This is a genomic window from Variovorax davisae (assembly GCF_030316845.1).
GTDB lineage: Bacteria > Pseudomonadota > Gammaproteobacteria > Burkholderiales > Burkholderiaceae_C > Variovorax > Variovorax davisae.
In genome coordinates, this window is sequence record NZ_JASZYS010000002.1 from 78092 (window position 1) to 103077 (window position 24986).

Sequence of the window (24986 nt, forward strand, 5' to 3'; positions counted from 1 at the left end):
CTAGAATCCAGCCCCTACAAATCCGGTAGTTGGCGTTGAAACGCCGAAATAACCGGATCTTCAGGCGAGTTACATTCAAATGACCGGCAAAGCCGGCGCTGGAGTCCCATGGATCTACGCAAGCTCAAGACACTGATCGACCTGGTGTCCGAATCCAACATTTCCGAACTGGAAATCACCGAAGCCGAAGGCAAGGTCCGCATCGTGAAGGGTGGCGTCGCCGCGCCGGTCCAGTACGTCCAGACGCTGTCCGCGCCAACCGCAGCCGGCGCCCAGCCGGCCGCTGCTGCCCCGGCCGCTGCTGTCCCCGCCGCTGCGCCAGCCGAGGCCGCGGCGACCGGCCATGCGATCAAGTCGCCGATGGTCGGCACTTTCTATCGCTCCTCCAGCCCGGGCGCTCCGGCCTTCGTGGAAATCGGCAGCCAGGTCAAGGAAGGCGACACGGTCTGCATCATCGAAGCGATGAAGATCCTGAACGAGATCGAGGCCGACAAGTCCGGCACCGTGACCCAGATCCTCGGCGAGAACGGCCAGGCCGTCGAATACGGCCAGCCGCTGTTCATCATCGAGTGAGCATGTTCAAGAAGATATTGGTCGCCAACCGCGGCGAGATTGCGCTGCGAATCCAGCGCGCCTGCAGCGAACTCGGCATCAAGGCGGTGATGGTGTATTCCGAAGCCGATCGCGATGCCAAGTACGTCAAGCTGGCCGAGGAAGCGGTATGCATCGGCCCCGCGCCGTCGTCGCAGAGCTACCTGAACATGCCCGCCATCATCTCGGCGGCCGAAGTGACCGACTCGGAGGCGATCCATCCGGGCTACGGCTTCCTGAGCGAGAACGCCAACTTCGCCGAACGGGTGGAGCAGAGCGGCTTCCAGTTCATCGGCCCGACGCCCGAGTCGATCCGCATCATGGGCGACAAGGTGTCGGCCAAGCAGGCGATGATCAAGGCCGGCGTGCCCTGCGTGCCGGGCTCCGAGGGCGAGTTGTCCGACGACGCCGCCACCAACAAGCGGATCGCGCGGGCGATCGGCTACCCGGTCATCATCAAGGCCGCAGGCGGCGGCGGCGGGCGCGGCATGCGGGTGGTGCACACCGAGGCGGCGCTGGTCAACGCGATCCAGATGACCAAGGCGGAAGCCGGTGCGGCCTTCAACAATCCGGCCGTCTACATGGAGAAGTTCCTCCAGGACCCGCGCCACATCGAGATCCAGATCCTCGCCGACAAGCACAAGAACGCGGTCTACCTCGGCGAGCGCGACTGCTCGATGCAGCGCCGCCACCAGAAGGTGATCGAGGAATCGCCGGCGCCGGGCATCCCGCGCAAGCTGATCGAGAAGATCGGCGAGCGCTGCGCGGCGGCCTGCAAGAAGATCGGCTACCGCGGTGCCGGCACCTTCGAGTTCCTGTACGAGAACGGCGAGTTCTACTTCATCGAGATGAACACCCGCGTGCAGGTGGAGCATCCGGTGACCGAATTCACCACCGGCATCGACATCGTGAAGACGCAGATCATGGTGGCGGCGGGCGAGAAGCTGCCGTTCACCCAGCGCCAGATCGAGGTCCGCGGCCATGCAATCGAGTGCCGCATCAACGCCGAAGACCCCTACAAGTTCACGCCCTCGCCGGGGCGCATCACGATGTGGCACCCGCCGGGCGGCCCGGGCGTGCGCGTGGATTCGCACGTCTACACCAACTACTTCGTGCCGCCGAACTACGACTCGATGATCGGCAAGATCATCGTCTACGGCGATACCCGCGAGCAGGCCATGGCGCGCATGCGCACGGCGCTCAACGAGACCGTGATCGAAGGCATCCAGACCAACATCGCGCTGCACCGCGAGCTGATGGTCGACGCCAAGTTCATGGGCGGCGGCACCAACATCCACTATCTGGAAGAGTGGCTCGCGGCGCACAAGCGCTGAGCGGGCGACCAGCCATGTTCGAACTCCGCCTGCTGGCCCCCGAGGACCTGGTCGAGACCGTCAGCGATGCGCTCGACGCGCTCGATGCGCTCAGCGTATCGGTCGAGGACGCCGACGCCCAGACCGACGCCGAGCAGGCCCTGTTCGGCGAGCCCGGCATGCCGCCGCCGAAGGATGGCTGGCAGCGCTCGCGCGTGATCGCGCTGTTCGCCACCGAGGCGCTGGCGCGCGAAGCGGCGGCGCTGCTCGAGGCGCAGGACTTCTTTGCCGAGTGCCGCCTGCTGGGCCTGGCCGACGTGCCCGAGCAGGATTGGGTGCGGCTGACGCAATCGCAGTTCGCGCCGGTCGAGATCACGCCCGAGTTCTGGATCGTGCCGACCTGGCACGAGCCGCCGGCGCAGGCGCGCCAGGTGATCCGGCTCGATCCCGGACTGGCTTTCGGCACCGGCACGCATCCGACCACGCGCATGTGCCTGCGCTGGATCGCCACCCGCGGCGGCCTGTCCGGCCGGCGCGTGCTCGACTACGGCTGCGGCTCGGGCATCCTCGCCATCGGCGCGGCGAAGCACGGTGCCACCGACATCGACGCGGTGGACATCGACCCGGCTGCGGTCGAGTCGACCGAACTCAACGCCGACGCCAACGGCGTCCGGTTGAAGGCCGGCCTGCCGGATGCATCGGCCGGCCGCTACGACGTCGTGCTGGCGAACATCCTGGCGACGCCGCTCAAGGTGCTGGCCCCGCTGCTCTGCGCCCATGTCGCGCCGGGTGGGGCGCTGGTGCTGGCCGGCATCCTCGAGCGCCAGGCCGACGAGCTGAAAGCCGCCTATGCGCCCTACGCGGCATTGGAAGTCAGCGACAGCGAGGACGGCTGGATCCTGATGACCGCCAGGCTGTAGCGCGCCAGGGGCCGCTGCCCCTGGCAACCATACAATCGGCGCCACATGAGCCTGGTCACCCGCTGCCCCGCGTGCGACACCACTTTCAAGGTGGTGAGGGACCAGCTTCGCATCTCGGACGGCTGGGTGCGCTGCGGACGCTGCAGCCAGGTGTTCGACGCCACCGTCGACCTGCAGGAGGCGCCGCAGGCCCCTTCCACGCCTGTGGACGCGGCGCCGGAACCCATGCAGCCGGACCCGGGCGAGCCGCCGCCGCACGTCGAGGCGGAGCCGGAGCCGGAGCCAGCAGCGGCTGCGGCGGTCGAAGCGGCCGGGGCTTCCGGGCAGGGCATCGCCGAGTCCGATTTCTTCGACGACGAACAGGCCTCGGGGCCGGCACCGCTGACCCCCGCTGGCGTGTTCTCCGCCGCGAGCCCCATGGCGTGGCCCGATGCGGATTCGCTGCTGCTCGGTGACCAGGGCCGCACGGCCGTGCGGCCGCCGGTGCCGCCGCCACTGGCCTTCCCGGACATCGATCTCACGTTGCCTTCGCGTCCTGCCCTGGCCAGCGCGGGTGCGCCGCCGGAGGCCGACGACAGCGGCCACATGCAACTCGAGAAGGCGCTGCGCCGCGCCCGCGTCAAGTCGGCCAAGATCGCCCGGGCCAAAGCCAAGGAACAGGCCGCCGCCGTAGCCGAGCTCGCGCCGGTGGTGCAGGCCGCGAGCGATTCCGAGCCGGGTGTGGGCGGTGTCGCCGCGGCATCGGGCGCAACGCTTCACGCCGAGCCGGTGCCCGCGTTCCTGGGCCTCGACGAGGCCCAGGCCGGCTGGCGTCGACCCGCGGTCCGGCGCTCGCTGGTCGCCGCCGCCGTGCTGGCCGCACTGCTGCTGCTGGCCCAGGTCCTGCACCAGGAGCGCGACCTGATCGCGGCCCGCCAGCCCGCCTTGCGGCCGCTGCTCGACGCCCTGTGCGGCGTCACCGGCTGCACGCTGACGGCCCTGCGGCAGATCAACGACATCAAGATCGACGGCGCCTCGTTCGCGCGCGACAAGGAGGGCGACGGTTTCCACCTCGGCTTCACGGTGCGCAACAGCGCCACCATGCCGCTGGCGATGCCCGCGGTCGAGTTGTCGCTGCTCGACACCCAGGAGCGGGCCGTGGTGCGGCGCGTGCTCATGCCTTCCGATTTCGGTGCGCCGCCGGTGCTGCCGGCGCGCGCCGAACGCTCGGCCTCGCTGGCCCTTCGCCTCAGCGGCGCCGAGGCGGCCTCGATGCCGCCGGTCGCCGGCTTTCGTCTCGAGGCGCTCTATCCCTGAGCGCCACGACCTTTCGCTTCTTCAATCCAACCAGTGGCTCTTCCATGGCAGCAGTGATTTGCGGTTCTCTCGCGTTCGACACCATCATGACTTTCGAGGGGCGGTTCGCGGACCAGATCCTGCCGGACCAGTTGCACATCCTCAACGTGTCCTTCCTGGTGCCCGGCCTGCGGCGCGACTTCGGCGGCTGCGCCGGCAACATCGCCTACAGCCTCAACGCCCTGGGCGGCACCGCGCTGCCGATGGCGACGGTCGGCAGCGATGGCGCCGACTACATCGAGCGGCTGCGCTCGCTGGGCATCAGCACCGAGTTCGTGCGCCAGGTCGGCGACACCTTCACGGCCCAGGCCATGATCATGAACGACCGTGACAACAACCAGATCACGGCCTTCCATCCGGGTGCGATGCAGCAGGCGCACATCACGAAGGTCGCCGCGCGCGACGACATCAAGCTCGGCATCGTGGCCCCCGACGGCCGCGACGCCATGCTCCAGCACGCCGAGCAGTTCAAGGCCGCCGGCATCCCCTTCGTCTTCGATCCGGGCCAGGGCCTGCCGATGTTCGACGGCAAGGAGCTGGCGCATTTCGTCGACCTGGCGAGCTGGGTGGTGGTCAATGACTACGAGGGCAAGATGCTGTCGCAGCGCACCGGCTGGAGCCTGGCGGAGATCTCGAAGCGGGTCGAGGGCCTGGTGGTGACGCTGGCGGCCGAGGGCTGCGAGGTGTGGACGAAGGGCGAGCGCGAGCATGTGCCCGCCGTCACGCCCGCGGCGGTGATCGAGCCGACCGGCTGCGGCGACGCCTGGCGCGGGGCCCTGCTGTTCGGCCTCGAGCAGGGCTGGCCGCTGGCGCGCTGCGCTGCGCTCGGCAACCACCTGGGCGCGCTCAAGATCGCCCAGCGCGGCCCGCAGAACTACCAGGTCGACCGCCAGGCGCTGGGCCTCTGACCCCATGAAAAAAGCCCGGCACCTTGCGATGCCGGGCTTGTGCCTTCAAGGCCGCTGAAAGACTCAGGGCTTGCTGGCCGTCGGGAACGGCCAGGCAGCCTGCGGGTTCAGCGTGGTCTGCGCAGCAGGAGCAGGCGCGACGGCAGCCTTGGCGGGAGCCTTCGCGGCCTTCTTGGCAGCGGGCTTCTTCGCGGCTTTCTTGGCAGCGGGCTTCTTCGCCGCAGCCTTTTTCGCCGGGGCCTTCTTGGCAGGCGCCTTCTTCGCTGCGGCCTTCTTCGCCGGGGCCTTCTTGGCTGCTGCCTTCTTGGCAGGCGCCTTCTTGGCCGGGGCCTTCTTGGCTACGACCTTCTTGGCGGGAGCCTTCTTTGCCGGCGCCTTCTTGGCGGCGACCTTCTTGGCCGCAACCTTCTTCGCCGGGGCCTTCTTGGCCGCGACCTTCTTCGCCGGCGCCTTCTTGGCCACTACCTTCTTGGCAGGAGCCTTCTTTGCCGGGGCCTTCTTTGCAGCGGCTTTCTTAGCCGGCGCTTTCTTTGCAGTTGCCATTTCTATTTCTCCTTGATCAAGTTGAAAAAATCAACCTTTTGAAGCACTCCACGCATGTTGGTCAGCGTGAAGCGATTCATGGCGTTGGAACGGATTCCAGCACCATGAACACCTGCGCCCTCAGCGATGCCGCACTCTCCGGTGCCGTGTGTCGCTGAGCGCTTTTTCTGAATTCACTTTGTTCTTGTCGGAAAGCTTCAATCCCAGGAGAGCGCACCGCCCGATTGATACTCGATCACGCGGGTTTCGAAGAAGTTGCGCTCTTTCTTGAGGTCAATCATTTCGCTCATCCAGGGGAAGGGGTTTTCTTCGTTCGGGAAAAGCGTTTCGAGGCCGATCTGCTGCGCGCGCCGGTTGGCGATGTAGCGCAGGTAGCCCTTGAACATGGAGGCGTTCATGCCGAGCACGCCGCGCGGCATGGTGTCTTCGGCGTACTTGTACTCGAGCTCGACGGCCTTCATGAAGAGGGCCTTGATCTCGGCCTTGAACTCGGCCGTCCAGAGCTGCGGGTTCTCGAGCTTGAGCTGGTTGATCAGGTCGATGCCGAAATTGCAGTGCATCGACTCGTCGCGCAGGATGTACTGGTACTGCTCGGCGGCGCCGGTCATCTTGTTCTGGCGGCCGAGCGCGAGGATCTGGGTGAAGCCGACGTAGAAGAAGAGGCCTTCCATGAGGCAGGCGAACACGATCAGCGACTTGAGCAGGGTCTGGTCGGTCTCGTGCGTGCCGGTCTTGAAGTTCGGGTCGCTGATGGCGTCGATGAACGGGATCAGGAACTGGTCCTTCTCGCGGATCGACGGCACTTCGTTGTAGGCGTTGAAGATCTCGCTCTCGTCCAGGCCGAGCGACTCGACGATGTACTGGTAGGCGTGCGTGTGGATCGCTTCCTCGAAGGCCTGGCGCAGCAGGAACTGGCGGCATTCGGGCGCCGTGATGTGGCGGTAGGTGCCCAGCACGATGTTGTTGGCGGCCAGCGAGTCGGCGGTCACGAAGAAGCCGAGGTTGCGCTTGACGATGCGGCGCTCGTCCTCGGTCAGGCCGTTGGGGTCTTTCCAGAGCGCGATGTCGCGCGTCATGTTCACTTCCTGCGGCATCCAGTGGTTGGCGCAGGTGGCGAGGTACTTTTCCCAGGCCCACTTGTACTTGAACGGCACCAGCTGGTTGACGTCGGTCTGGCCGTTGATGATGCGCTTGTCGGCGGCCTTGACGCGGTGTGCGGCCGGCGCGATGGGCGCTGCGGCGGGCCGCAGTGCTGCGCCGTCATCGAGCGTGCGCGCAGCGGAAGCAACTTGGGGAGCAATTTGCGAAGTCGGGAACTCCGACGAGCGGGCGACTGGCGCGCCGCTGTTCGATGGGTGCCGCAATCCTTGAGGCAGATCCTTTGGCAAGGAGGGCTTGACTTCTTCGTCCCAGGTCAACATAGAAAAATCCAATGCTCAAATTATGTGAGCAACGATGTGAGTTGCAAAGTGCTCCTCACATCGCGCTTCAATTATGTGGTCGTTATGTTGTTCGCATGCATCGCAATTTGTCGGCCGATGCCGCGAACCATGGCCTCTTCAGGCCGACATCACTGGCAGGCTTCGCAGGTCGGATCGTCGACGCCGCAGAACGCGATGTCGGTGGCGGGCATCGCGCTGAGTTGCGCTTGCGCTGCGCGCGCCGCCGCTTCGAGTGCGCTCATGCCCGATGACGCATCGCCGCTGCCCGACGACACGGCGTTGAGGCGTCCCGATTGCACGGTCGATTTCTCGGCGTGCGTCGCGCTCTGCGTGCGCAGGTAGTAGGTGGTCTTGAGACCGCGCAGCCATGCGAGCTTGTAGGTGTCGTCGAGCTTCTTGCCCGATGCGCCGGCCATGTAGATGTTGAGCGACTGCGCCTGGTCGATCCACTTCTGGCGCCGTGCCGCGGCTTCGACCAGCCACGTGGTCTCGACTTCGAAGGCGGTGGCGTAGAGCGCCTTGACGTCCTGCGGCACGCGGTCGATCGGGCGCAGCGAGCCGTCGAAATGCTTCAGGTCCATCACCATCACGTCGTCCCACAGGCCCAGGCGCTTCAGGTCGCGCACCAGGTAGTGGTTGATGACGGTGAATTCGCCCGACAGGTTCGACTTGACCGACAGGTTGCCGAAGCAGGGTTCGATCGAGGCGTCGACGCCGATGATGTTCGAGATGGTGGCGGTCGGCGCGATGGCGACGCAGTTGGAGTTGCGCATGCCGTCGGCCTTGATCTTCTGGCGCAGCGCGTCCCAGTCGAGGGTGGCCGAGCGGTCGACCTCGACGTAGCCGCCGCGGGCCTTCTCGAGCAGGTCGAGGGTGTCGGGCGGCAGCACGCCCTTGTCCCACAGCGAGCCCTTGTAGCTCGAGTACTTGCCGCGTTCGCGCGCCAGTTCGGTCGAGGCCCAGTAGGCGTGATAGCAGATCGCTTCCATCGATTCGTCGGCGAACTGCACGGCTTCCTGCGAGGCGTAGGGGATGCGCAGTTCATACAGCGCGTCCTGGAAGCCCATCAGGCCGAGGCCGACCGGGCGATGCCGCAGGTTGGAGTCGCGCGCCTTCTTGACCGCGTAGTAGTTGATGTCGATGACGTTGTCGAGCATCCGCATCGCGGTCGAGATGGTGCGCTGGAGCTTGGCCTGGTCGACCTTGCCGTCCTTCAAGTGCTGCAGCAGGTTGACCGAGCCGAGGTTGCAGACCGCGGTTTCGGTGTCGCTGGTGTTGAGCGTGATCTCGGTGCAGAGGTTCGACGAATGGACCACGCCGGCGTGCTGCTGCGGCGAGCGCACGTTGCAGGCGTCCTTGAAGGTGATCCAGGGATGGCCGGTCTCGAACAGCATCGTGAGCATCTTGCGCCAGAGGTCCGACGCCTGCAGCGTGCGGCTCGGCGTGATCTCGCCGCGCGCGGCCTTCTCTTCGTAGGCGACATAGGCGGTCTCGAAGTCGAGGCCGAACTTGTCGTGCAGGTCGGGCACGTTCGACGGCGAGAACAGGGTCCAGGTGCCCTTTTCCATCACGCGGCGCATGAACAGGTCGGGGATCCAGTTGGCCGTGTTCATGTCGTGCGTGCGGCGGCGGTCGTCGCCGGTGTTCTTGCGCAGCTCGAGGAATTCCTCGATGTCGAGGTGCCAGCTTTCCAGGTAGGTGCAGACCGCGCCCTTGCGCTTGCCGCCCTGGTTGACGGCGACGGCGGTGTCGTTGACCACCTTGAGGAAGGGCACGACGCCCTGCGATTCGCCGTTGGTGCCCTTGATGTGGCTGCCGAGCGCGCGCACGCGGGTCCAGTCGTTGCCCAGGCCGCCGGCGAACTTGGACAGCAGCGCGTTTTCCTTGATGGATTCGTAGATGCCGTCCAGGTCGTCGGGCACGGTCGTCAGGTAGCAGCTCGACAGCTGCGAGCGCAGGGTGCCGCTGTTGAACAGGGTCGGGGTGCTCGACATGAAGTCGAACGACGACATCACCTCGTAGAACTCGATGGCGCGGGCTTCGCGGTCGATCTCGCCCAGCGACAGGCCCATCGCGACGCGCATGAAGAAGGCCTGCGGCAGCTCGATGCGCGACTTGCGCACGTGCAGGAAGTAGCGGTCGTACAGGGTCTGCAGGCCGAGGTAGTCGAACTGCAGGTCGCGCTCGGGCTTGAGCGCCGCACCCAGCCGGGCCAGGTCGAACTGCAGCAGCTTCTCGTCGAGCAGCTCGTTGTCGACGCCCTTCTTGATGAAGTGCGGGAAGTAGTCGGCGTAGGCCTGGGCCCGTTCGGCCAGCGGCACTTCGCGGCCGATCACTTCCTTGAAGATCGTGTGCAGCAGCAGGCGGGCGGTGGCGAAGGTGTAGTCGGGATCTTTCTCGATCAGCGTGCGGGCAGCCAGGATCGAGGCCTTGTAGACCTCGTCGAGCGGCACGCCGTCATAGAGGTTGCGCATCGTCTCGGCCACGATCGGGCCGGCCGTGATGCTGTCACCGAGATCGGTGCAGGCGGATTCGATCAGGCCCTTGAGCTCGTTGAGGTCGAGCGCCACGCGCTCGCCGCGGTCCAGCACGTGCAGCGTGGAGACCGCGATCGGGGCTTCCTGCTCGCCCTGCTTGCTGCGCTCCTGGGAGCGGCGCTCGCGGTACAGCACGTAGGCGCGGGCGATTTCGTGGTGGCCGCCGCGCATCAGGCCGAGCTCGACCTGGTCCTGCACGTCTTCGATGTGGAAGGTGCCGCCGCCCGGACGCGAGCGCACCATCGCGCGCACCACGGCCTGGGTCAGCGTGTCGACCGTCTCGCGCACGCTGGCCGATGCCGCGCCCTGGGTGCCGTGCACCGCGAGGAAGGCCTTCATCATCGCGATCGCGATCTTGTTGGGCTCGAAGGGCACGACCGCCCCGTTGCGGCGGATGATCTGGTAGTGGGCCAGCGCGTTGCCGGCGGGTGAGCCGGCGACGTCGCGCTGCTGCAGCGGCGTCGAGGAAGCGGAATGGGAGGCGGAAGGGGTGCTCAGGGCAGTTTGCATGCGAAACCTCGGTTGGCAATTCTTGTTGGGGCGGCGGTGCCAGGGCGGCCATGGGTTTGGGCGTCGAGCGCCGGGCAGGACACACTATATCTAGGGTCTCATGGGTCTACAACCCACTAGATGTAGCGTTTTCCATAAATGTTAAAAAATGTTTTCAGGTGCATGGCGGGGCTGGAATGCGCTTGTGCCCCGTGGCCGTTGGTCGACGGTAGCGCAGCCCCCGTCCGACGGGCGTTGCGGCCGTTTTTGGGCCTGGAAACCGCATGGTTGCTGCACGCGGTCCGCCACGGGCGAGCCGCCGTGCGGGTGCATCGCGAGGTGCCCGGCGATTGAAAAAAACTAGCGCCCGATCGTGTCCGGGGGAAACATCGCGCCCGCCCAGCCGAGCTGCTCACGCAGCAGGCGCCAGTCGAAGCCGGCGCCCGGGTCATCCTTGCGGCCGGGTGCGATGTGCTGGTGGCCGGCGACGAAGCGGATCGCATGGCGCTGCGCGATCGCCGGGCACAGGCTGGCCAGGGTTTCGTACTGGGCATTTTCGAAGAGCCCGCCCTCGATGCCTTCGAGTTCGATGCCGATCGAATCGTCGTTGCAGTTCGCGCGGCCGCGCCAGGACGACGCACCGGCATGCCAGGCGCGGTCGTCGCAGCTCACGAACTGCCAGAGCTCGCCATTGCGCCGCACGTAGAAGTGCGCCGAGACCTCGAGGCCGCGGATGCTGCCGAAATAGGGATGCGCATCCCAGTCGAGGCGATTGGTGAACAGCTGCTGGACCTCGTCGCCGCCGTACTGCCCCGGCGGCAGGCTGATCGAATGCAGCACGATCAGGTCGATGTCGGCGCCGGCCGGCCGGGGCCCGAAGTTGGGCGAGCGCAGCGGGCGCGCGAAGCGATACCAGCCGTCCCGCCAGAGGCCGGGCTCATTCATCGACGCCGTCGCCGTTCGGGGTCGCGATGCCCAGGCGCGCGATCCGGTAGCGGATCTGACGCAGGCTCAGGCCCAGCCGGGCCGCCGCCGCGGTGCGGTTGAAGCCGGTCTCCTGCAGTGCGCGGATCAGGATCTCGCGCTCCTGCTGGTCGAGATAACCCTGCAGGTCGTTCGGCACCTCGGCGGCCCCTCTCGGCGGCGCCGAGGTGGTGGCTGCGGCCGGGGGTGGGGCGGCGTAGGCCGGTGCGGCCGGCTCGCGCAGCGGCAGCTCGCTCGGCTGCAGGGTGCTGTCGACGAAGTCGAGGTGCAGCATGTCGCCGTCGCTCAAGGCCACGGCCCGGTGCAGCAGGTTCTCGAGTTCGCGCACGTTGCCGTGCAGCGGGTGCTCGGCGAGCAGTTGCAGCACCTCGGCCGACAAGGTCGGCACCGGCATGCCGGCATCGCGCGCGATCCGCGCCAGCAGGGCCTTGCACAGCGCCGGCAGGTCGCCGCGGCGCTCGCGCAGGGCGGGCACCGCGATCTCGATCACGTTGAGGCGGTAGAACAGGTCCTGGCGGAACCGGCTGGCCTGGACTTCGGCCTGCAGGTCCTTGTGGGTGGCGCTCACGATGCGGACATCGACCGCGTCTTCCTGGGTCGAGCCGATCGGGCGCACGCTGCGTTCCTGGATCGCGCGCAGCAGCTTGGATTGCATGGCCAGCGGCAGGTCGCCGATCTCGTCGAGGAACAGCGTGCCGCCGCGCGCGGCCTGGAAATAGCCGTCGCGGTCTTGCGCGGAGCCCGTGTAGGAGCCCTTGCGGGCGCCGAAGAACTCGGCCTCGAGCAGGTTCTCGGGAATGGCGCCGCAGTTGACCGCCACGAAGGGGCCGTCGCTGCGCTGGCTGCAGGCATGGACGGCGCGGGCGACCAGTTCCTTGCCGGTGCCGGATTCGCCGCGCACCAGCACCGGCGCCATGCCGCGCGCCACCTTGGCGATGCGGGCCTTGACGAGGCGCATCGGCTCGGCATCGCCGACCAGGCGCTCGAGGGCGGCGGCGCCGCCGCTGCCGACCGCGCTGGCGATCTTGGCGCCGTCGTCGACCCGGTCGTCGACCGGCCGGGCCACGCGCGCGCCGGCCAGCTGGGCGGTGGCCTTCACCGCCGACGCCACCACGGCGCGGAACTGCTTCAGGTCGACCGGCTTGGTCAGGTAGTCGAAGGCGCCGGCCTTGAGGGCCTCGACCGCGTTCTCGGCCGACCCGTAGGCGGTCATGACGACGCAGCGCTCGCCGCGCTGGTCTTGCTGGATGCGCTGCAGGATCTCCATGCCGAGCCCGTCGGGCAGCCGCATGTCGGTGATCACGGCGTCGAAGCGGCCGGCGTCCAGGTGTTGGGAGGCCTCGGCCACGCTGCCGGCGGCCTCGACCCGGTAGCCCTCGCGCAGCAGCGTGAGTTCATAGAGCGTGCGCAGATCGGGTTCGTCGTCGACAACCAGGATCTGGGCGGGGCGCGGCGTGGACGGATGGGGGGTGCTCACGCGGCTATTGTGTCAGCCGGGTCTCGGCGTCGGCAAACGAAACGAAGAACTCGTTGCCTTCGGGGCCGGCCGCCGACAGCGCGCGGCGCTCGTAGCCGATGGTGGCGCCGTGCCGCTCGCACAGCTCGCGGCAGAGGAACAGGCCCAGGCCGCTGGAGCGGCTCTCGGACGAGAAGAAGGGCTCGAACAGGTGCCGCTGCACCGCCGGCTCGAGCGGCGCGCCGTCGCTCCAGATCTGCAGCGTGGCCCGGCCCGCGGGGTTGAGCCGGGTCGCCACCTGGATCGAGCCGTCGCGGTCGCCGGCGTAGCGGGCCGCGTTGTCGAGCAGGTTCACGAGGATGCGGCGCAGGTGCTCGGTGTCGAAGCGGACGTCGCGGCCCGGGGCGTCGAGCACCAGCAGCACGCCCTGGCGCTGCGAATGCAGCACCCACTCCTCGGCGAGGGTGCGGACGGTGGCGTCGAGCGCCACCTGCTCGCCGAGCGGCAGCACGCGCTGCTGCCGGGCCCGGGCGACGTCGAGCACGTCGTCGACGATGCGCGACAGGCGCTGGGCGTTCTGCTGCACCATGGTGGTCAGCTGGCGATGCGCCGGGTCGACCAGGTCCTCGGCCAGCAGGGCGCTGGCCTGGGTGATCGCGGCCAGCGGATTGCGGATCTCGTGCGCCACGGCGGCCGACATGCGGCCCATGGCGGCCAGCTTCTCGGTCCGGATGCGGGCCTCCAGCTCGCGCAGGTCCTGCAGGAACATCACGCACAGGCTCTCCGAGCTGGGGTCCGGCGAGCGGGTCAGCCGGGTGCGCACCCGCACCTCGCGCGCCGCGCCCTGGGCCTGGGCGACCGGGATCTCCTTCGACTGCGGACTGCGCCGGGCGAAGGTCTGGCGCGCCAGCGCGGCCAGCGCGACCCAGGCCGGGTGGGCGTTGAGCGTGAACGGCAGCTCCATCTGGGCCAGGCCCTGGCCCAGGATCGCATCGGCGGCGGGGTTGGCGGCATGCACCTGGCCCTCCGAGTCGAGCACCAGCACGCCCTCGCTCAGGGTCTCGATCACCAGGTCGTTGACCAGCGCGTGCATCTGCGCCGCGCTGCGGTTGCGCTGGGCCAGCGCTTCCTCGCGCGTGAGCCGGCGCGCCATTTCGTGGGCGATCAGCGCGACCACGAACAGGCCGGTGCCGGTCAGGGCCGCCTGCACGAAGCGCGGCGAGGTGTCGGCCGGCTGCTCGAGCCAGTACCAGGTCGCGTGGCCCAGCAGCAGCAGCGTGGCGGCCGCGGTGGTGCCGAGCCCGACGGCGCCGCTGCCCAGCACGGCCCCCATCAGCACCGGCAGCGCGAACAGCGGCGAGTAGTTGATGCCGCCGACCTGCAGCACTTGCAGCGCGGCGAAGACGACCAGGTCGATGCCGATGGTCGCGAGCCAGGTCCGGCCCAGGCTGCGGATCTGCTGCACCGGCGCATAGCGCGCGGCCAGCAAGGCGGCGACCAGATAGCCGGTGCACAAGGCGACCGCCGCCGACTGCGTCGCCTGACCGAGCATGAAGGCCAGGCCCTGGAGCAGCAGCAGCACCATCGCCACGAAACAGCGTGCGGCCACGAAGCCGCGCCACAGGCGCTTCAGCGCCGTGCTCTGGCCGTTGAACTGTTCGAGCGAACTCCAGTCCGTCGCCGGCTCGCCCCTGGCACGCAGGAGCGCCGTCATGGCAGGCGCGCCGCGGGGTGCTTCATGGGCTCGCGGCCTGGCGGTGGGCGACGCTGCAGAACACGGCGCCGCCGGGACCGGCGATGGCGTCGGCGGCGGGCAGGTGGAGCCCGCAGTGCGCGCAGCGCACCATGGCCTGCGGCGCGCCGACGGCCGGGGGTTTGGGCGGCGGCGGCGGGCGCGATTGCATCTCTTCGCGGCGGTTCTTGCGCCAGAGCCAGACCGCGATGAAGACCACGGCGAAGACGAGCAGGTATTTCATGAGGTGGCGCGAGAAAGGACGACTTCGAGCACGAAGCGCGAACCCACGTAGGCCAGCAGCAGCAGCGCCGAGCCCGCGTAGAGCACCCTCCGCGCGGTGCGCCCGCGCCAGCCGAAGCGCGCGCGCCCGGTCAGCAGGATCGCGAACGTCAGCCAGGCCAGCACCGAGAAGACGGTCTTGTGGTCCCACTTCCAGCCGCGCACCGCGCCGCCGTACAGCGTCTCGCTGAACAGCAGGCCGGCCAGCAGCGTGGCCGACAGCAGGACGAAGCCGGCGGTCACGAAGCGGAAGGTCAGCCGCTCCATCGTCAGCAGCGGCACGCCGCCCTGCGGCTCGGCGGCGAGCCGGATCTGCTTCTCGGCCCGCGTCATGAGCCAGGCGTGGACCACGGCGGCGCCGAACAGGCCATAGGAAGCGATGCCCAGCGCCAGGTGCAACGGCAGCCATGGCGAGGCCGAGACGTGCAGCGGCGTGCCGGGCAACAGCACGGCCAGCATCACCGCGACCGCGCCCAGCACCGCCAGCGCGCGGCGCACCTTGAGCTGGGGGTAGAGGCTGCTTTCGATGGCGTAGACCGTCAGCACCAGCCAGGCCGTGACCGAAATCGCGGGCGCGAAGCCGAAGCGCGGCGTGCCGCCGACCAGCCCGGTGGCCAGCGTCAGGCCATGCAGCAGCCAGGCCAGCGCCAGCAGCCCCTGGGTCGAGGCGCGGCTGAGCCGGGAGGCGGCGGCGGCGGTGACGCCATAGGCGGCGGCGGTGGCGATGCCCAGTGCCACGCCGAGCGGGGAGGGGATCGCTAAAATCATCGGCTGGAGTTTAGCTTCTCGCCTTCTGCGGAATGCCGCCGCTCCCGTCTTCATACCGGTCCCGTCCAGCGGGAAGCATCATGGCCAGCGCCCTCACAGAAAAATTCTCCCGCCTCGTCAAACAGGTCAGCGGCCAGGCCCGCATCACCGAAAGCAACGTCCAGGACATGCTGCGCGAGGTGCGCATGGCCCTGCTCGAGGCCGACGTCGCGCTGCCGGTGGTGCGCGACTTCGTCGCCCGCGTCAAGGAAAAGGCGCTCGGCCAGGAAGTGCTGGGCTCGCTGAAGCCGGGCCAGGCGCTGGTCGGCATCGTGAACCGCGAGCTGGCCGCCACCATGGGCGAGGGCGTGGCCGACATCAACCTGGCCGCCCAGCCGCCGGCCGTGATCCTGATGGCCGGCCTGCAGGGCGCCGGCAAGACCACCACCACCGCCAAGCTGGCCAAGCACCTGATCGAGAAGCGCAAGAAGAAGGTGCTGACCGTGTCGGGCGACGTCTACCGGCCGGCCGCCATCGAGCAGCTCAAGACGGTGACCAGGCAGGCCGGAGCCGAATGGTTCCCGAGCACGCCGGACCAGAAGCCGCTCGACATCGCCCGCGCCGCCCTCGACCACGCCAAGCGGCACTTCTTCGACGTGCTGCTGGTCGACACCGCCGGCCGCCTCGCCATCGACGAGGTGCTGATGCAGGAAATCCAGCAGCTGCACGCGGCGCTGGACCCGGTCGAGACGCTGTTCGTGGTCGACGCGATGCAGGGCCAGGACGCGATCAACACCGCCAAGGCCTTCAAGGACGCGCTGCCATTGACCGGCATCATCCTGACCAAGACCGACGGCGATTCACGCGGCGGGGCCGCGCTGTCGGTGCGGCAGGTCACGGGCGTGCCGATCAAGTTCGCCGGCGTCAGCGAGAAGATCGACGGCCTCGAGGTGTTCGATGCCGAGCGCCACGCCGGCCGCATCCTGGGCATGGGCGACATCGTCGCGCTGGTCGAGCAGGTCACGGCCGGGGTCGACGTCGCCGCGGCGCAGAAGCTGGCGGCCAAGGTCAAGAGCGGCGCCGGCTTCGACCTCAACGACTTCCTGGGCCAGCTGCAGCAGATGAAGCAGATGGGCGGCCTCTCCAGCATCATGGACAAGCTGCCGGCGCAGATGGCGGCCAAGGCCACCGAGGCCGACATGACCCGGGCCGAGCGCGACATCCGGCGCAAGGAAGGCATCATCAACAGCATGACGCCGCTGGAGCGTCGCAAGCCCGAGCTGCTCAAGGCCACCCGCAAGCGCCGCATCGCCGCCGGCGCCGGGGTTCAGGTTCAGGAAGTGAACCGGCTGCTCAACGAGTTCGAGCAGATGCAGACCATGATGAAGAAGATGAAGGGCGGCGGCCTCATGAAGATGATGAAGCGCATGGGGGGCATGAAGGGCATGCCGGGCATGGGCGGGGGCGGCGGGATGCCGCGCTTCTGAACGTCTGCACCCCAATGAAAAAAGCCCCGCATCGCGGGGCTTTTTCGTGGGGCTGCCGTGGACTCAGGCCGCAACCGGACGCGACAGCCGAAGCGCATGCATCCAGGCCCTGCGCAGCACCGCCGGCGAGCGCGATTCCTCGGGGATCAGCAGGAAGCCGCGTTCGCGCAGCGCGATGCCGAAGCCGATCTGGCTAGTCAGCACCGTCAGCGGGATCGCCAGCAGCAGCGGCAGGCCCACCGGCATCAGCCAGGTCAGGGCGCTGGCGTCGATCAGCGCGATGCCGACGGCCAGCGCGGCGATCACGAAGGACATCGGTGCCAGCTGCGAGACCGCGATGCGCCAGGAGACGGCGGCGGCTTCGCGCGGGGGCGACTTCCAGTCGAGCTTGAGGCCGGTGAGGGCCACCACCACGAACAGCGAGTGGGCCAGCATCCGCACCGGGGCCTGGACGATGGCCATCGCGCTTTCGAGCGTGGCGCTCTTGAGCAGGCCGCCGATGCCGCCGAACTGGCGCTGCTCGCCGCGGATCACGACCGCGACCAGGCCCAGGATGCGCGGCAGGAACAGCAGGCACAGGGTCCACAGCCACAGGCCGACGAGTTCCATCGGCATCGCGAGCCAATGCTCGACCACGCTCGAGCCGGTCAGCCACAGCGCCGTGCCCAGGGTCAGGAAGGCCAGCCACAGCGGCGCCGAGAGGTAGGCCATGGTGCCGGTGACGAACATGGCGCGGTGCACCGGGTGCAGGCCAGGCTCGGCCATCAGGCGGGCGTTCTGCAGGTTGCCCTGGCACCAGCGGCGGTCGCGCTGCAGTTCGGACAGCAGGTCCGGCGGCTGCTGCTCGTAGCTGCCGACCAGGTCGGCGACCAGCCAGACATGGAAGCCGGCGCGGCGCATCAGCGCGGCTTCGACGAAGTCGTGCGACATGATGCCGCCCGACATGCCGCCGCTGCCCTTGATCGGGGCCAGCGCGCAATGGTCCATGAAGGGCTGGACGCGGATGATCGCGTTGTGGCCCCAGTAGTGCGACTCGCCGAGCTGCCAGAACTGCATGCCGAGCGTGAACAGGCGGCCCGTCATGCGGGAGGCGAACTGCTGGGCGCGGGCATGCAGCGTGACGTGGCCGATGGCCTGGGTCGCGGTCTGGATGATGCCGGCGCTGGGGTTGGCTTCCATCAGCTTGACCATCGCGGTCAGGCAGTCGCCGCTCATGACGCTGTCGGCGTCGAGCACGACCATGTAGCGGTAGTCCTTGCCCCAGCGGCGGCAGAAGTCCGCCACGTTGCCGGCCTTGCGGTGGCTGCGGCGGGTGCGCAGGCGGTAGTAGACCTCGACCTGCGGCTGGTTCGGGCTGTCGGCCAGCGCGGCGCGCAGGTCTTCCCAGGCGGCGCGCTCGGCGGCGGCGATCTCGGGCGTGTAGCTGTCGGACAGCACGAAGACGTCGAACTGCTTCGCGTGGCCGGTGGCGGCCACCGATTCGCAGGTGGCGCGCAGGCCGGCGAACACGGTCGCCACGTCCTCGTTGCAGATCGGCATGATGATCGCCGTCCGTGCCTCCGGGTTCATCGGATGGTCGGCCACCTGCTTGGCGGACAGCGCGTGCTTGTCACCGCGCACCGAGACATAGAAGCCCATCAGCGCGGTCACGAAACCGGTCACGACCCAGCCCGACAGCACGGCGTAGAGCGCGATCTGGCTGTACTCGAGCCACAGGTTGTCGTAGTCGGGCTGGACGCGGGCGAACAGCGTCGCGGCCGCCACCGTGCTCAGCACCGTCAACGCCAGGAAGGCGAGGCGGCGCTGGGCCGCGGCCCGCTGCCACGGTTGCCGGGCGGAGGGCGCGGTCTGGGCGACGGCGTGGCGGCCGGCGCCGAGCTTGACCAGCAGGGCGGTGCCGATGCTGTTCCAGAAGCCGCGCCAGGGGCGGGGCGCCATGGAGCCGCGATTGATGGGGGGGGCCGTCACCGAATTCGGGTGGCGTTCCTCGCGCAGCGTGCTGCGGTGCGAGAAATCGCTCTCGGCCAGCAGCTTCGGTTGGGCGTAGTGGGTGGGCTTCATGTGCTTCAGCCGCGTTGCTTGTCGAACGAGGGCGTGTCGCCGATTGCCGGAAAGCGCTTGAACACGCTCTCGGGCGCGAAATGGCCGGCTCCCGCCTGGGATGCCAGCAACTGACCCGCGGCACGGGGCCGCGAGAGGGAAAACTGCTTTTGACGCAGGCCGTCGCGCTGCGGACGCAGTGCGAAAGTGGGGCTGTTGAGTGCTGTCATGCCTGTACAGGGGCAAACCCTGTGCCAGGGCCGAAAAACCCTTTGAAATCAATCGCTTGGACTGAATTTCAGGCTTTTCGCGGGGGCTGGCGGGCGAAACGGGCCGCCAGACCCCTGGATTTGTCGCCTGGGCCCGACAGCCTGCGAGCCTGACTGACAAAGCCCAATGAAATCAATGACTTGGCGTGTCGCTGGTCAGCGACCGGTTTCGCTCCCCGGCGACGGCGTCTCGGCCTTGAAGTGGCCGGGCGTGAGTTCGTGCTTCTGCAGCAGGCGGTAGAACTCGGTGCGGTTGCGGTCGGCCAGGCGGGCGGCGTCGGCCACATTGCCGTCGGTCAGCTTGAGCAGGCCCACCAGGTAGTCGCGTTCGAAGCGCTGCTTGGCCTCGGCATAGGTCTGGACTTCGACGCTCGGAACGCGCAGCGCCCGCTGCACCAGCGCCAGCGGGATCAAGGGCGAACTCGACAGTGCGCACACCTGCTCGACCACGTTGAACAGCTGGCGCACGTTGCCCGGCCAGGACGCGGTGGTCAGCGCCTTCAGCGCCTCGGGCGCGAAGCCGGACAGCCGCTTGCCGTACTTGGTCGACAGCCGCTGCAGGAAGTGGTTGGCCAGCAACGGAATGTCCTCGCGCCGCGCCGACAGCGGCGGCAGGCTGAGTGTCACGACATTGAGGCGGTAGTACAGGTCTTCGCGGAACTGGCCGGCCTCCATCGCGGCGTCGAGGTCGCGGTGGGTGGCCGAGATGATGCGGACGTCGACCGCGATCGACTGGCTGCCGCCGAGCGGGCGCACCGCGCGCTCCTGCAGCACCCGCAGCAGCTTGACCTGCAGCGCCGGCGGCATGTCCCCGATCTCGTCCAGCAGCAGGGTGCCGCCGTCGGCCTGCTGGAACAGGCCCTTGTGGTTGGCGACCGCGTCGGTGAAGGCGCCCTTCATGTGGCCGAACAGCTCGGACTCGAGCAGGGCCTCGGGGATGGCGCCGCAGTTGACCGCTACGAAGGGCTTGTCGGCGCGCGCGCTGGCACGGTGGATGGCGCGCGCCAACACTTCCTTGCCGGCGCCGCTGTCGCCGCGCAGCAGCACGCTGGCGTCGGACTTGGCGACCATCCGGGCCTCGGCCAGCAACTCGGCCATGCGGTTGCTGCGGCTGACGATCTCGGCGCGCCAGCTTTCATCGCCGCCCTTGCCGGGCGCGGCCGGCGGCGAGCCCAACGCCAGCGCCTGGGCGATCTTCTCGAGCAGCTCGCGGGCGTCGTAGGGCTTGGTGAGGTAGGTGAAGACGCCGCGCGCCGTGGCCTCGACCGCGTCGGGAATGGTGCCGTGCGCGGTCAGCAGGATCACCGGCAAGGTCGGATGGCGCTTGCGGATCTCGTCGAACAGCGCCAGGCCGTCGCGGCCGGGCAGCCGGACGTCGGACAGCACGAGCTGCGGATGCTCGATCTCGAGCTGGGTCAGCGCCGATTCGGCCGAGGTCACGGCCGTGACCTGGTAGCCGGCCGACATCAGCCGCATCGACAGCAGGCGCAGCATGTCGGCGTCGTCGTCGACCACCAGCAGGCGCGCGCCGCGCGCCGGCGTTGCGGCGGAAGCGTCGTCGGGCAGCTTGTGCGGCGCCGTGCTCATGGAGCGGCCTCCGTGCGCCGCTCTGCGGTGCGAGCCGCCGGGCGGGTGCTCATGGCGCGGGCCTCGTCGTCGCCGGCGCCGCGGCCGGCGCCGGGTTCGGCCGCGCGAAGCTGCGCTCGATGGCGCGCAGCGCTTCGATGCGGTCGTTGAGCTGGTCGATGCGGCGCTGGCTGTCGCGCAGCTGCTGCGCCTGCTTGTCGCGGTCGTCCTCGACCTTGCGCTGTTCGGCGTAGCGCGCCGCCAGCGTGCGGGCGAGCGGCTGCAGCGGCAGGGCGTCGGCCGAGGGGTTGGCGTTCACGCGCTGCAGCAGGCTGACGGCGCGCGCCAGGTCGGCCGGGACGCGGGTCTGGGCCAGCACGATCGCCATCTGCACCTGCACCGCGGGCGTCTCGACCAGGTCGCCCAGGCGGTTGAGCTCGGCCGCCAGCTCGGGCGGGCCGAGCGGCCGCACCTTGTCGGCATAGGCCAGCATGGCGCCCACCGGACCCTGGGTCCATTGGGTGAAGATGCCCGCGGGCTGGGTCGCGAGCGCCAGCGGCTCGGCCTCGACCGGGGTGACCGGCGGCGGCGGGGGCGGCGCGGCGACCGCCACCGCCACCCGCTCGGGTGTGGGCTTGGGCGGGGCGGCGCAGCCGGCGAGCAGCAGCACGGCACAGCTGATGCCGATGGCGGATCTGCGAAAGATCGAAGAAAACATGGACCTCGGAATTGGCGCGTGGGCGATAAATGTCAGGCGGAGCGTGGCAGCGCGATGCGGAATCGCGCCCCCGGTCCCTCGGGCAGCAGCGTGACGCGGCCGCCATGGGCTGCAATGTACTCCTGCACGATCGACAGCCCGATGCCGGTGCCCTTGACCGAGTGCTGGGGCTGCCGCTCGCCGCGGTAGAAAGGCTCGAAGACACGGTCGCGGTCGCCGTCGGCGATGCCGGGGCCGGCGTCGGCGATGTCGATCTGCGCCGTGTCGGCGGTGCTCGACACCGTGAGCGTGATGGTGCCGCCGCGGGCCGAGAAGCGGATCGCGTTCGACAGCAGGTTGGCCACCGCGGTGCCGAGCTTGACCGGGTCGACCACCACCGAGATCGGCTCGCCCTCGGCGCGCACCGTGAGCCCGTTGGCCTGCCATTGCAGCCGCTGGGCCTCGATCTGCTCTTCGATCAGCGGCAGCAGCGGCGTGCGCTCGCGGCGCAGTTCGCGGGCCTCGAAGGCGGCGGCGTTGAAGCGCAGCAGGGCTTCGATCTGGCCCTGCAGGGCGACCGTGTTCTGCTGCAGGATCTGCGTCACTTCGCGCTGGGCCGGATTGAGCGCGCCGGTCACGCCGTCTTCCAGCAGCGAGACGCCTTCGCGCAGCGCGGCCAGCGGGGTCTTGAGTTCATGCGACACGTGTCGCAGGAAGCGTGCCTTGTCGGCGTCGAGCTCGGTCAGGCGCAGCCGCAGCCATTCGAGCTGCTGCGACACCCGGCGGATGTCGGCCGGCCCGCGGATGTCGATCGGCACGTCGAGCCGGTTCTCGCCCAGGCCGACGATCGCGCGCTCGAGCCGCTTGAAGGGGCGCGCCAGCCAGACCCCGAAGGCCAGCGCCAGTGCGGCGGCCAGCGCGCTGGCGGCGATCACCAGCCGCATCAGCCGCTTGCGGGCGGTTTCGATGCGCTCGGCCAGCTCGTTGTTCTGGGTCTCGATCAGGAACTGCGCCTGCTGCGCGATCTGGGTATTGAGCGCATCGAGTTCGCGGAACTGCACGGCCATCGAGCTTTCGCGCGCCAGCGAGGTTTCCGGCGCGCCGCTCATCAGGCCCTGGATCACGTCCAGCTGCTCGCGCCACTTGTCCGGACCTTCAGGGCCCAGGCCGTTGGCGGACAGCCGGCCGAGCACCTGGCGGGCGTCGCGCGCGGCGTCCTCGAAGCGGCGCCGCAGGACGCCGTCGTTGAGAACCAGCGACTGGCGCCCGGCCCGCTCCATGGCGGCGCTGCGCTCGGCCAGCGACTGGGCGGCGCCCGACAGCGTGAGGGCGCGCGCCGCGGCGTCGCGGCTCTGGGTCATCAGGATGTCGTACTGGAACACCGCCCGCAGCGCCACGCCCACCAGCAGCGCGGTGATCAGCAGGAACGCGAACAGCAGCAGTTGCTGGAACGAGCCGCGGGCTGCGCTCAGCTTCGCCATCAGGCGACCGGCAGCGCGGCCGAACGGCCGGCGGCGGTGGATTCGCTGGTGAGGACCTCGCCGCGCAGCGTGTAGGCCAGCGAGCGCGTGATGCGCAGGTCGACCATCTGGCCGACCAGGCGGGCATCGCCCTCGAAGTTGACCACCCGGTTGCATTCGGTGCGGCCCATCAGCTCGCCCGCGTCCTTGCGCGAGGCGCCCTCGACCAGCACCCGCTGGACCGTGCCGACGCGGCTCTCGCCGAAGCGCCGGACGTTGCCGTCGATCACGGCCTGCAGCTGCTGCAGCCGCGCCAGCTTGACGGCGTGCGGCGTGTCGTCGTGCAGCGCCGCCGCCGGCGTGCCGGGCCGCGGGCTGAAGATGAAGCTGAAGCTGGCGTCGAACTCGAGCTGCTCGATCAGCCGCATCATCTTGTCGAAGTCCTCGTCGGTCTCGCCCGGAAAGCCGACGATGAAGTCGCTGCTGAGGGCGAGCTGCGGGCGGATCGCGCGCAGCTTGCGCACCGTGCTCTTGTATTCCATCGCCGTGTAGCCGCGCTTCATCGCCATCAGGATGCGGTCGCTGCCGTGCTGCACCGGCAGGTGCAGGTGGCTCACCAGCTGGGGCACCCGGGCGTAGGTGTCGATCAGCCGCTGGGTGAACTCGTTCGGGTGGCTGGTGGTGTAGCGGATGCGCTCGATGCCCGGGAGCTCGGCGACGTACTCGATCAGGGTGGCGAAATCGGCGATCTCGGCCGTGTCGCCCATGCGGCCGCGGTAGGCGTTGACGTTCTGGCCCAGCAGCGTGACCTCGCGCACGCCCTGGTCGGCCAGCCCGGCGATCTCGACCAGCACGTCGTCCAGCGGCCGGTTGATCTCCTCGCCGCGGGTGTAGGGCACCACGCAGTAGCTGCAGTACTTCGAGCAGCCTTCCATGATCGAGACGAAGGCGGTGGCGCCCTCGACCCGGGCCGGCGGCAGGTGGTCGAACTTCTCGATCTCGGGGAAGCTGATGTCGACCTGCGGGCGGCCCTCGCGGGCGCCCTGGCTCAGCATCTCGGGCAGGCGGTGCAGCGTCTGCGGCCCGAACACCACGTCGACATAGGGCGCGCGGGCGATGATGGCGGCGCCCTCCTGGCTGGCGACGCAGCCGCCGACGCCGATCTTCACGCCCTTGGCCTTCAGGTGCTTGACGCGGCCGAGGTCGGAGAACACCTTCTCCTGGGCCTTCTCGCGCACCGAGCAGGTGTTGAAGAGGATCAGGTCGGCCTCGTCGACATTGGTGGTCGGCTCGTAGCCTTCGGCGGCACGCAGCACGTCGGCCATCTTGTCCGAGTCGTACTCGTTCATCTGGCAGCCGAAGGTCTTGATGAAAACTTTGGGGGTCATGGGGCTCTCCCGGGAAACAGGTTGGCGTGAGCAGTCGATCCGAGCGGCGCAGGAAGCCATGCGCCGCAATGCGGCCCTCGTCAGGACGGCCGCAGGCCAGGGACCGGCGAAGCCGGTCTACTGGCCGAAGGTGGGCAGCTGGTTGAAGGGCGTCCTGCCGTCGTCGCGCGGGCCGCTGTCGGCCGACACGAAGGGCCAGAAATTCAGCAGCGGCTTCTCGGCCGAGGCGCGCTTGGCGCGGGCTTCGTCCGGGCTCAGGATCCAGACGTCGCGCACCAGGCCGGCGGCGTCGCGGGTGTAGTTCACCAGCAGGTTCTGGCCGGTGATCGCGGCCGGCATCACCAGCATGCGGTCGGCGCTGCGGATGCGGGCACCGGGGGCGAGCCGCTCGGCGTTGCCGTCGAGCTGGATCTCGGGCGGGTTCACGACCATGAAGCTGCCGCGCAGGGTGCCGGACGGAAAGTTGCGGCCGCCATTGGCGGCTTCGTTCTGGGTCGCCGAAGGGTCGAGCTCCTGGCCCGCGGCGGGGCCAGCGAAGAACGCGCCGGCGGGCGCGATCAGGGCCGCCAGGGCGATCGGCAGGAGGCTGGAAAAAGGCTTCTTGCAGCGATTCATGGGTTACATCCAGAGGCTGTGGAGCGCGGATTCTAGCGGCCCGGGGGCGCAGAATGATTCGCCTAACGTGCCATTCTGCCCAGACGCTTTACATTTCTTTACGGTGAGCGCGGGCTCTTTTCCCGGCTCGCTGCTCCAATAGTTGCCGCCGCGATATTTCGTGTGACCGCGCCCCTCGATCCATC

Annotated in this window: 21 protein-coding genes; 6 read left to right on the forward strand and 15 right to left on the reverse strand. The window is 68.8% G+C overall.

Annotated features, from left to right (window positions below):
• Positions 1-108 precede the first annotated feature (108 nt).
• The 5 genes from accB to QTI33_RS04680 are packed head-to-tail and all read left to right on the forward strand — an operon-like array spanning position 109 to position 5067.
• Complete coding sequence (gene accB, locus QTI33_RS04660; RefSeq protein WP_286504615.1) at positions 109-573, forward strand: acetyl-CoA carboxylase biotin carboxyl carrier protein; 465 nt, start codon at positions 109-111, stop codon at positions 571-573.
• 2 nt (positions 574-575) lie between these two features.
• Positions 576-1925, forward strand: coding sequence for an acetyl-CoA carboxylase biotin carboxylase subunit (gene accC, locus QTI33_RS04665; RefSeq protein ID WP_286504616.1), 1350 nt, complete (start codon positions 576-578; stop codon positions 1923-1925).
• Between the two features lie 14 nt (positions 1926-1939).
• On the forward strand, positions 1940-2824 hold the full coding sequence (gene prmA / locus QTI33_RS04670) for a 50S ribosomal protein L11 methyltransferase (RefSeq protein WP_286504617.1): 885 nt from the start codon (positions 1940-1942) through the stop codon (positions 2822-2824).
• Positions 2825-2869: 45 nt separating this feature from the next.
• Positions 2870-4120: a zinc-ribbon and DUF3426 domain-containing protein gene (locus QTI33_RS04675; RefSeq protein ID WP_286504618.1), complete on the forward strand. Its 1251-nt coding sequence runs from the start codon at positions 2870-2872 to the stop codon at positions 4118-4120.
• A 44-nt stretch (positions 4121-4164) separates the two neighbouring features.
• The gene (locus QTI33_RS04680; RefSeq protein ID WP_286504619.1) at positions 4165-5067 is read left to right on the forward strand and encodes a carbohydrate kinase family protein; all 903 of its coding nucleotides are present in this window, start codon (positions 4165-4167) and stop codon (positions 5065-5067) included.
• Positions 5068-5130: 63 nt separating this feature from the next.
• On the opposite strand, the gene QTI33_RS04685 is transcribed toward QTI33_RS04680, so the two are convergent.
• The 8 genes from QTI33_RS04685 to QTI33_RS04720 all read right to left on the reverse strand — a co-directional run bounded on the left by QTI33_RS04685 (position 5131) and on the right by QTI33_RS04720 (position 15300).
• Complete coding sequence (locus tag QTI33_RS04685; RefSeq protein WP_286368894.1) at positions 5131-5610, reverse strand: histone H1-like DNA-binding protein; 480 nt, start codon at positions 5608-5610, stop codon at positions 5131-5133.
• 197 nt (positions 5611-5807) lie between these two features.
• The gene (locus QTI33_RS04690; RefSeq protein WP_286504620.1) at positions 5808-7031 is read right to left on the reverse strand and encodes a ribonucleotide-diphosphate reductase subunit beta; all 1224 of its coding nucleotides are present in this window, start codon (positions 7029-7031) and stop codon (positions 5808-5810) included.
• A gap of 149 nt (positions 7032-7180) precedes the next feature.
• Positions 7181-10099, reverse strand: a complete 2919-nt coding sequence (locus QTI33_RS04695; protein WP_286504621.1) for a ribonucleoside-diphosphate reductase subunit alpha — start codon at positions 10097-10099, stop codon at positions 7181-7183.
• A 339-nt stretch (positions 10100-10438) separates the two neighbouring features.
• Positions 10439-11023, reverse strand: a complete 585-nt coding sequence (ampD, locus tag QTI33_RS04700) for a 1,6-anhydro-N-acetylmuramyl-L-alanine amidase AmpD (protein ID WP_286504622.1) — start codon at positions 11021-11023, stop codon at positions 10439-10441.
• Entirely contained in the window at positions 11016-12539 is a 1524-nt protein-coding gene (locus tag QTI33_RS04705) for a sigma-54-dependent transcriptional regulator (RefSeq protein ID WP_286504623.1), read from the reverse strand. The genes ampD and QTI33_RS04705 overlap by 8 nt, the downstream gene beginning before the upstream one ends.
• Before the next feature lie 4 nt (positions 12540-12543).
• Entirely contained in the window at positions 12544-14232 is a 1689-nt protein-coding gene (locus QTI33_RS04710) for a sensor histidine kinase (protein WP_286504624.1), read from the reverse strand.
• Positions 14233-14254: 22 nt separating this feature from the next.
• A complete protein-coding gene (locus tag QTI33_RS04715) occupies positions 14255-14494 on the reverse strand; it encodes a PP0621 family protein (protein WP_286504625.1) in 240 nt (79 codons plus the stop codon).
• Positions 14491-15300 (reverse strand): cytochrome C assembly family protein, encoded by an 810-nt coding sequence (locus QTI33_RS04720; RefSeq protein WP_286504626.1) that lies wholly within the window; start codon positions 15298-15300, stop codon positions 14491-14493. The genes QTI33_RS04715 and QTI33_RS04720 overlap by 4 nt, the downstream gene beginning before the upstream one ends.
• A gap of 80 nt (positions 15301-15380) precedes the next feature.
• Here QTI33_RS04720 and ffh point away from each other — a divergent pair, with 80 nt between their 5' ends.
• On the forward strand, positions 15381-16766 hold the full coding sequence (ffh, locus tag QTI33_RS04725) for a signal recognition particle protein (protein WP_286504627.1): 1386 nt from the start codon (positions 15381-15383) through the stop codon (positions 16764-16766).
• Between the two features lie 63 nt (positions 16767-16829).
• On the opposite strand, the gene mdoH is transcribed toward ffh, so the two are convergent.
• From mdoH to QTI33_RS04760, 7 genes are all read right to left on the reverse strand, one after another.
• Entirely contained in the window at positions 16830-18827 is a 1998-nt protein-coding gene (gene mdoH, locus QTI33_RS04730) for a glucans biosynthesis glucosyltransferase MdoH (protein WP_286504628.1), read from the reverse strand.
• A 5-nt stretch (positions 18828-18832) separates the two neighbouring features.
• Positions 18833-19036: a hypothetical protein gene (locus QTI33_RS04735; protein ID WP_286504629.1), complete on the reverse strand. Its 204-nt coding sequence runs from the start codon at positions 19034-19036 to the stop codon at positions 18833-18835.
• Between the two features lie 195 nt (positions 19037-19231).
• Positions 19232-20662 (reverse strand): sigma 54-interacting transcriptional regulator, encoded by a 1431-nt coding sequence (locus QTI33_RS04740; RefSeq protein WP_286504630.1) that lies wholly within the window; start codon positions 20660-20662, stop codon positions 19232-19234.
• A gap of 49 nt (positions 20663-20711) precedes the next feature.
• Positions 20712-21359, reverse strand: coding sequence for a hypothetical protein (locus tag QTI33_RS04745; RefSeq protein ID WP_286504631.1), 648 nt, complete (start codon positions 21357-21359; stop codon positions 20712-20714).
• A gap of 32 nt (positions 21360-21391) precedes the next feature.
• Positions 21392-22819: a sensor histidine kinase gene (locus tag QTI33_RS04750; protein WP_286504632.1), complete on the reverse strand. Its 1428-nt coding sequence runs from the start codon at positions 22817-22819 to the stop codon at positions 21392-21394.
• Complete coding sequence (miaB, locus tag QTI33_RS04755) at positions 22819-24186, reverse strand: tRNA (N6-isopentenyl adenosine(37)-C2)-methylthiotransferase MiaB (protein ID WP_286504633.1); 1368 nt, start codon at positions 24184-24186, stop codon at positions 22819-22821. Before miaB ends, QTI33_RS04750 begins: the two co-directional genes overlap by 1 nt.
• A 117-nt stretch (positions 24187-24303) precedes the next feature.
• A complete protein-coding gene (locus QTI33_RS04760) occupies positions 24304-24801 on the reverse strand; it encodes a hypothetical protein (RefSeq protein ID WP_286504634.1) in 498 nt (165 codons plus the stop codon).
• Positions 24802-24986: the final 185 nt, after the last annotated feature.

Coding starts and splice junctions, on each gene's coding strand:
- accB (WP_286504615.1), top strand. CDS start 109: ATGGATCTACGCAAGCTCAAGACACTGATCGACCTGGTGTCCGAATCC.
- accC (WP_286504616.1), top strand. CDS start 576: ATGTTCAAGAAGATATTGGTCGCCAACCGCGGCGAGATTGCGCTGCGA.
- prmA (WP_286504617.1), top strand. CDS start 1,940: ATGTTCGAACTCCGCCTGCTGGCCCCCGAGGACCTGGTCGAGACCGTC.
- QTI33_RS04675 (WP_286504618.1), top strand. CDS start 2,870: ATGAGCCTGGTCACCCGCTGCCCCGCGTGCGACACCACTTTCAAGGTG.
- QTI33_RS04680 (WP_286504619.1), top strand. CDS start 4,165: ATGGCAGCAGTGATTTGCGGTTCTCTCGCGTTCGACACCATCATGACT.
- QTI33_RS04685 (WP_286368894.1), bottom strand. CDS start 5,610: ATGGCAACTGCAAAGAAAGCGCCGGCTAAGAAAGCCGCTGCAAAGAAG.
- QTI33_RS04690 (WP_286504620.1), bottom strand. CDS start 7,031: ATGTTGACCTGGGACGAAGAAGTCAAGCCCTCCTTGCCAAAGGATCTG.
- QTI33_RS04695 (WP_286504621.1), bottom strand. CDS start 10,099: ATGCAAACTGCCCTGAGCACCCCTTCCGCCTCCCATTCCGCTTCCTCG.
- ampD (WP_286504622.1), bottom strand. CDS start 11,023: ATGAATGAGCCCGGCCTCTGGCGGGACGGCTGGTATCGCTTCGCGCGC.
- QTI33_RS04710 (WP_286504624.1), bottom strand. CDS start 14,232: ATGACGGCGCTCCTGCGTGCCAGGGGCGAGCCGGCGACGGACTGGAGT.
- QTI33_RS04715 (WP_286504625.1), bottom strand. CDS start 14,494: ATGAAATACCTGCTCGTCTTCGCCGTGGTCTTCATCGCGGTCTGGCTC.
- QTI33_RS04720 (WP_286504626.1), bottom strand. CDS start 15,300: ATGATTTTAGCGATCCCCTCCCCGCTCGGCGTGGCACTGGGCATCGCC.
- ffh (WP_286504627.1), top strand. CDS start 15,381: ATGGCCAGCGCCCTCACAGAAAAATTCTCCCGCCTCGTCAAACAGGTC.
- mdoH (WP_286504628.1), bottom strand. CDS start 18,827: ATGAAGCCCACCCACTACGCCCAACCGAAGCTGCTGGCCGAGAGCGAT.
- QTI33_RS04735 (WP_286504629.1), bottom strand. CDS start 19,036: ATGACAGCACTCAACAGCCCCACTTTCGCACTGCGTCCGCAGCGCGAC.
- QTI33_RS04740 (WP_286504630.1), bottom strand. CDS start 20,662: ATGAGCACGGCGCCGCACAAGCTGCCCGACGACGCTTCCGCCGCAACG.
- QTI33_RS04745 (WP_286504631.1), bottom strand. CDS start 21,359: ATGTTTTCTTCGATCTTTCGCAGATCCGCCATCGGCATCAGCTGTGCC.
- QTI33_RS04750 (WP_286504632.1), bottom strand. CDS start 22,819: ATGGCGAAGCTGAGCGCAGCCCGCGGCTCGTTCCAGCAACTGCTGCTG.
- miaB (WP_286504633.1), bottom strand. CDS start 24,186: ATGACCCCCAAAGTTTTCATCAAGACCTTCGGCTGCCAGATGAACGAG.
- QTI33_RS04760 (WP_286504634.1), bottom strand. CDS start 24,801: ATGAATCGCTGCAAGAAGCCTTTTTCCAGCCTCCTGCCGATCGCCCTG.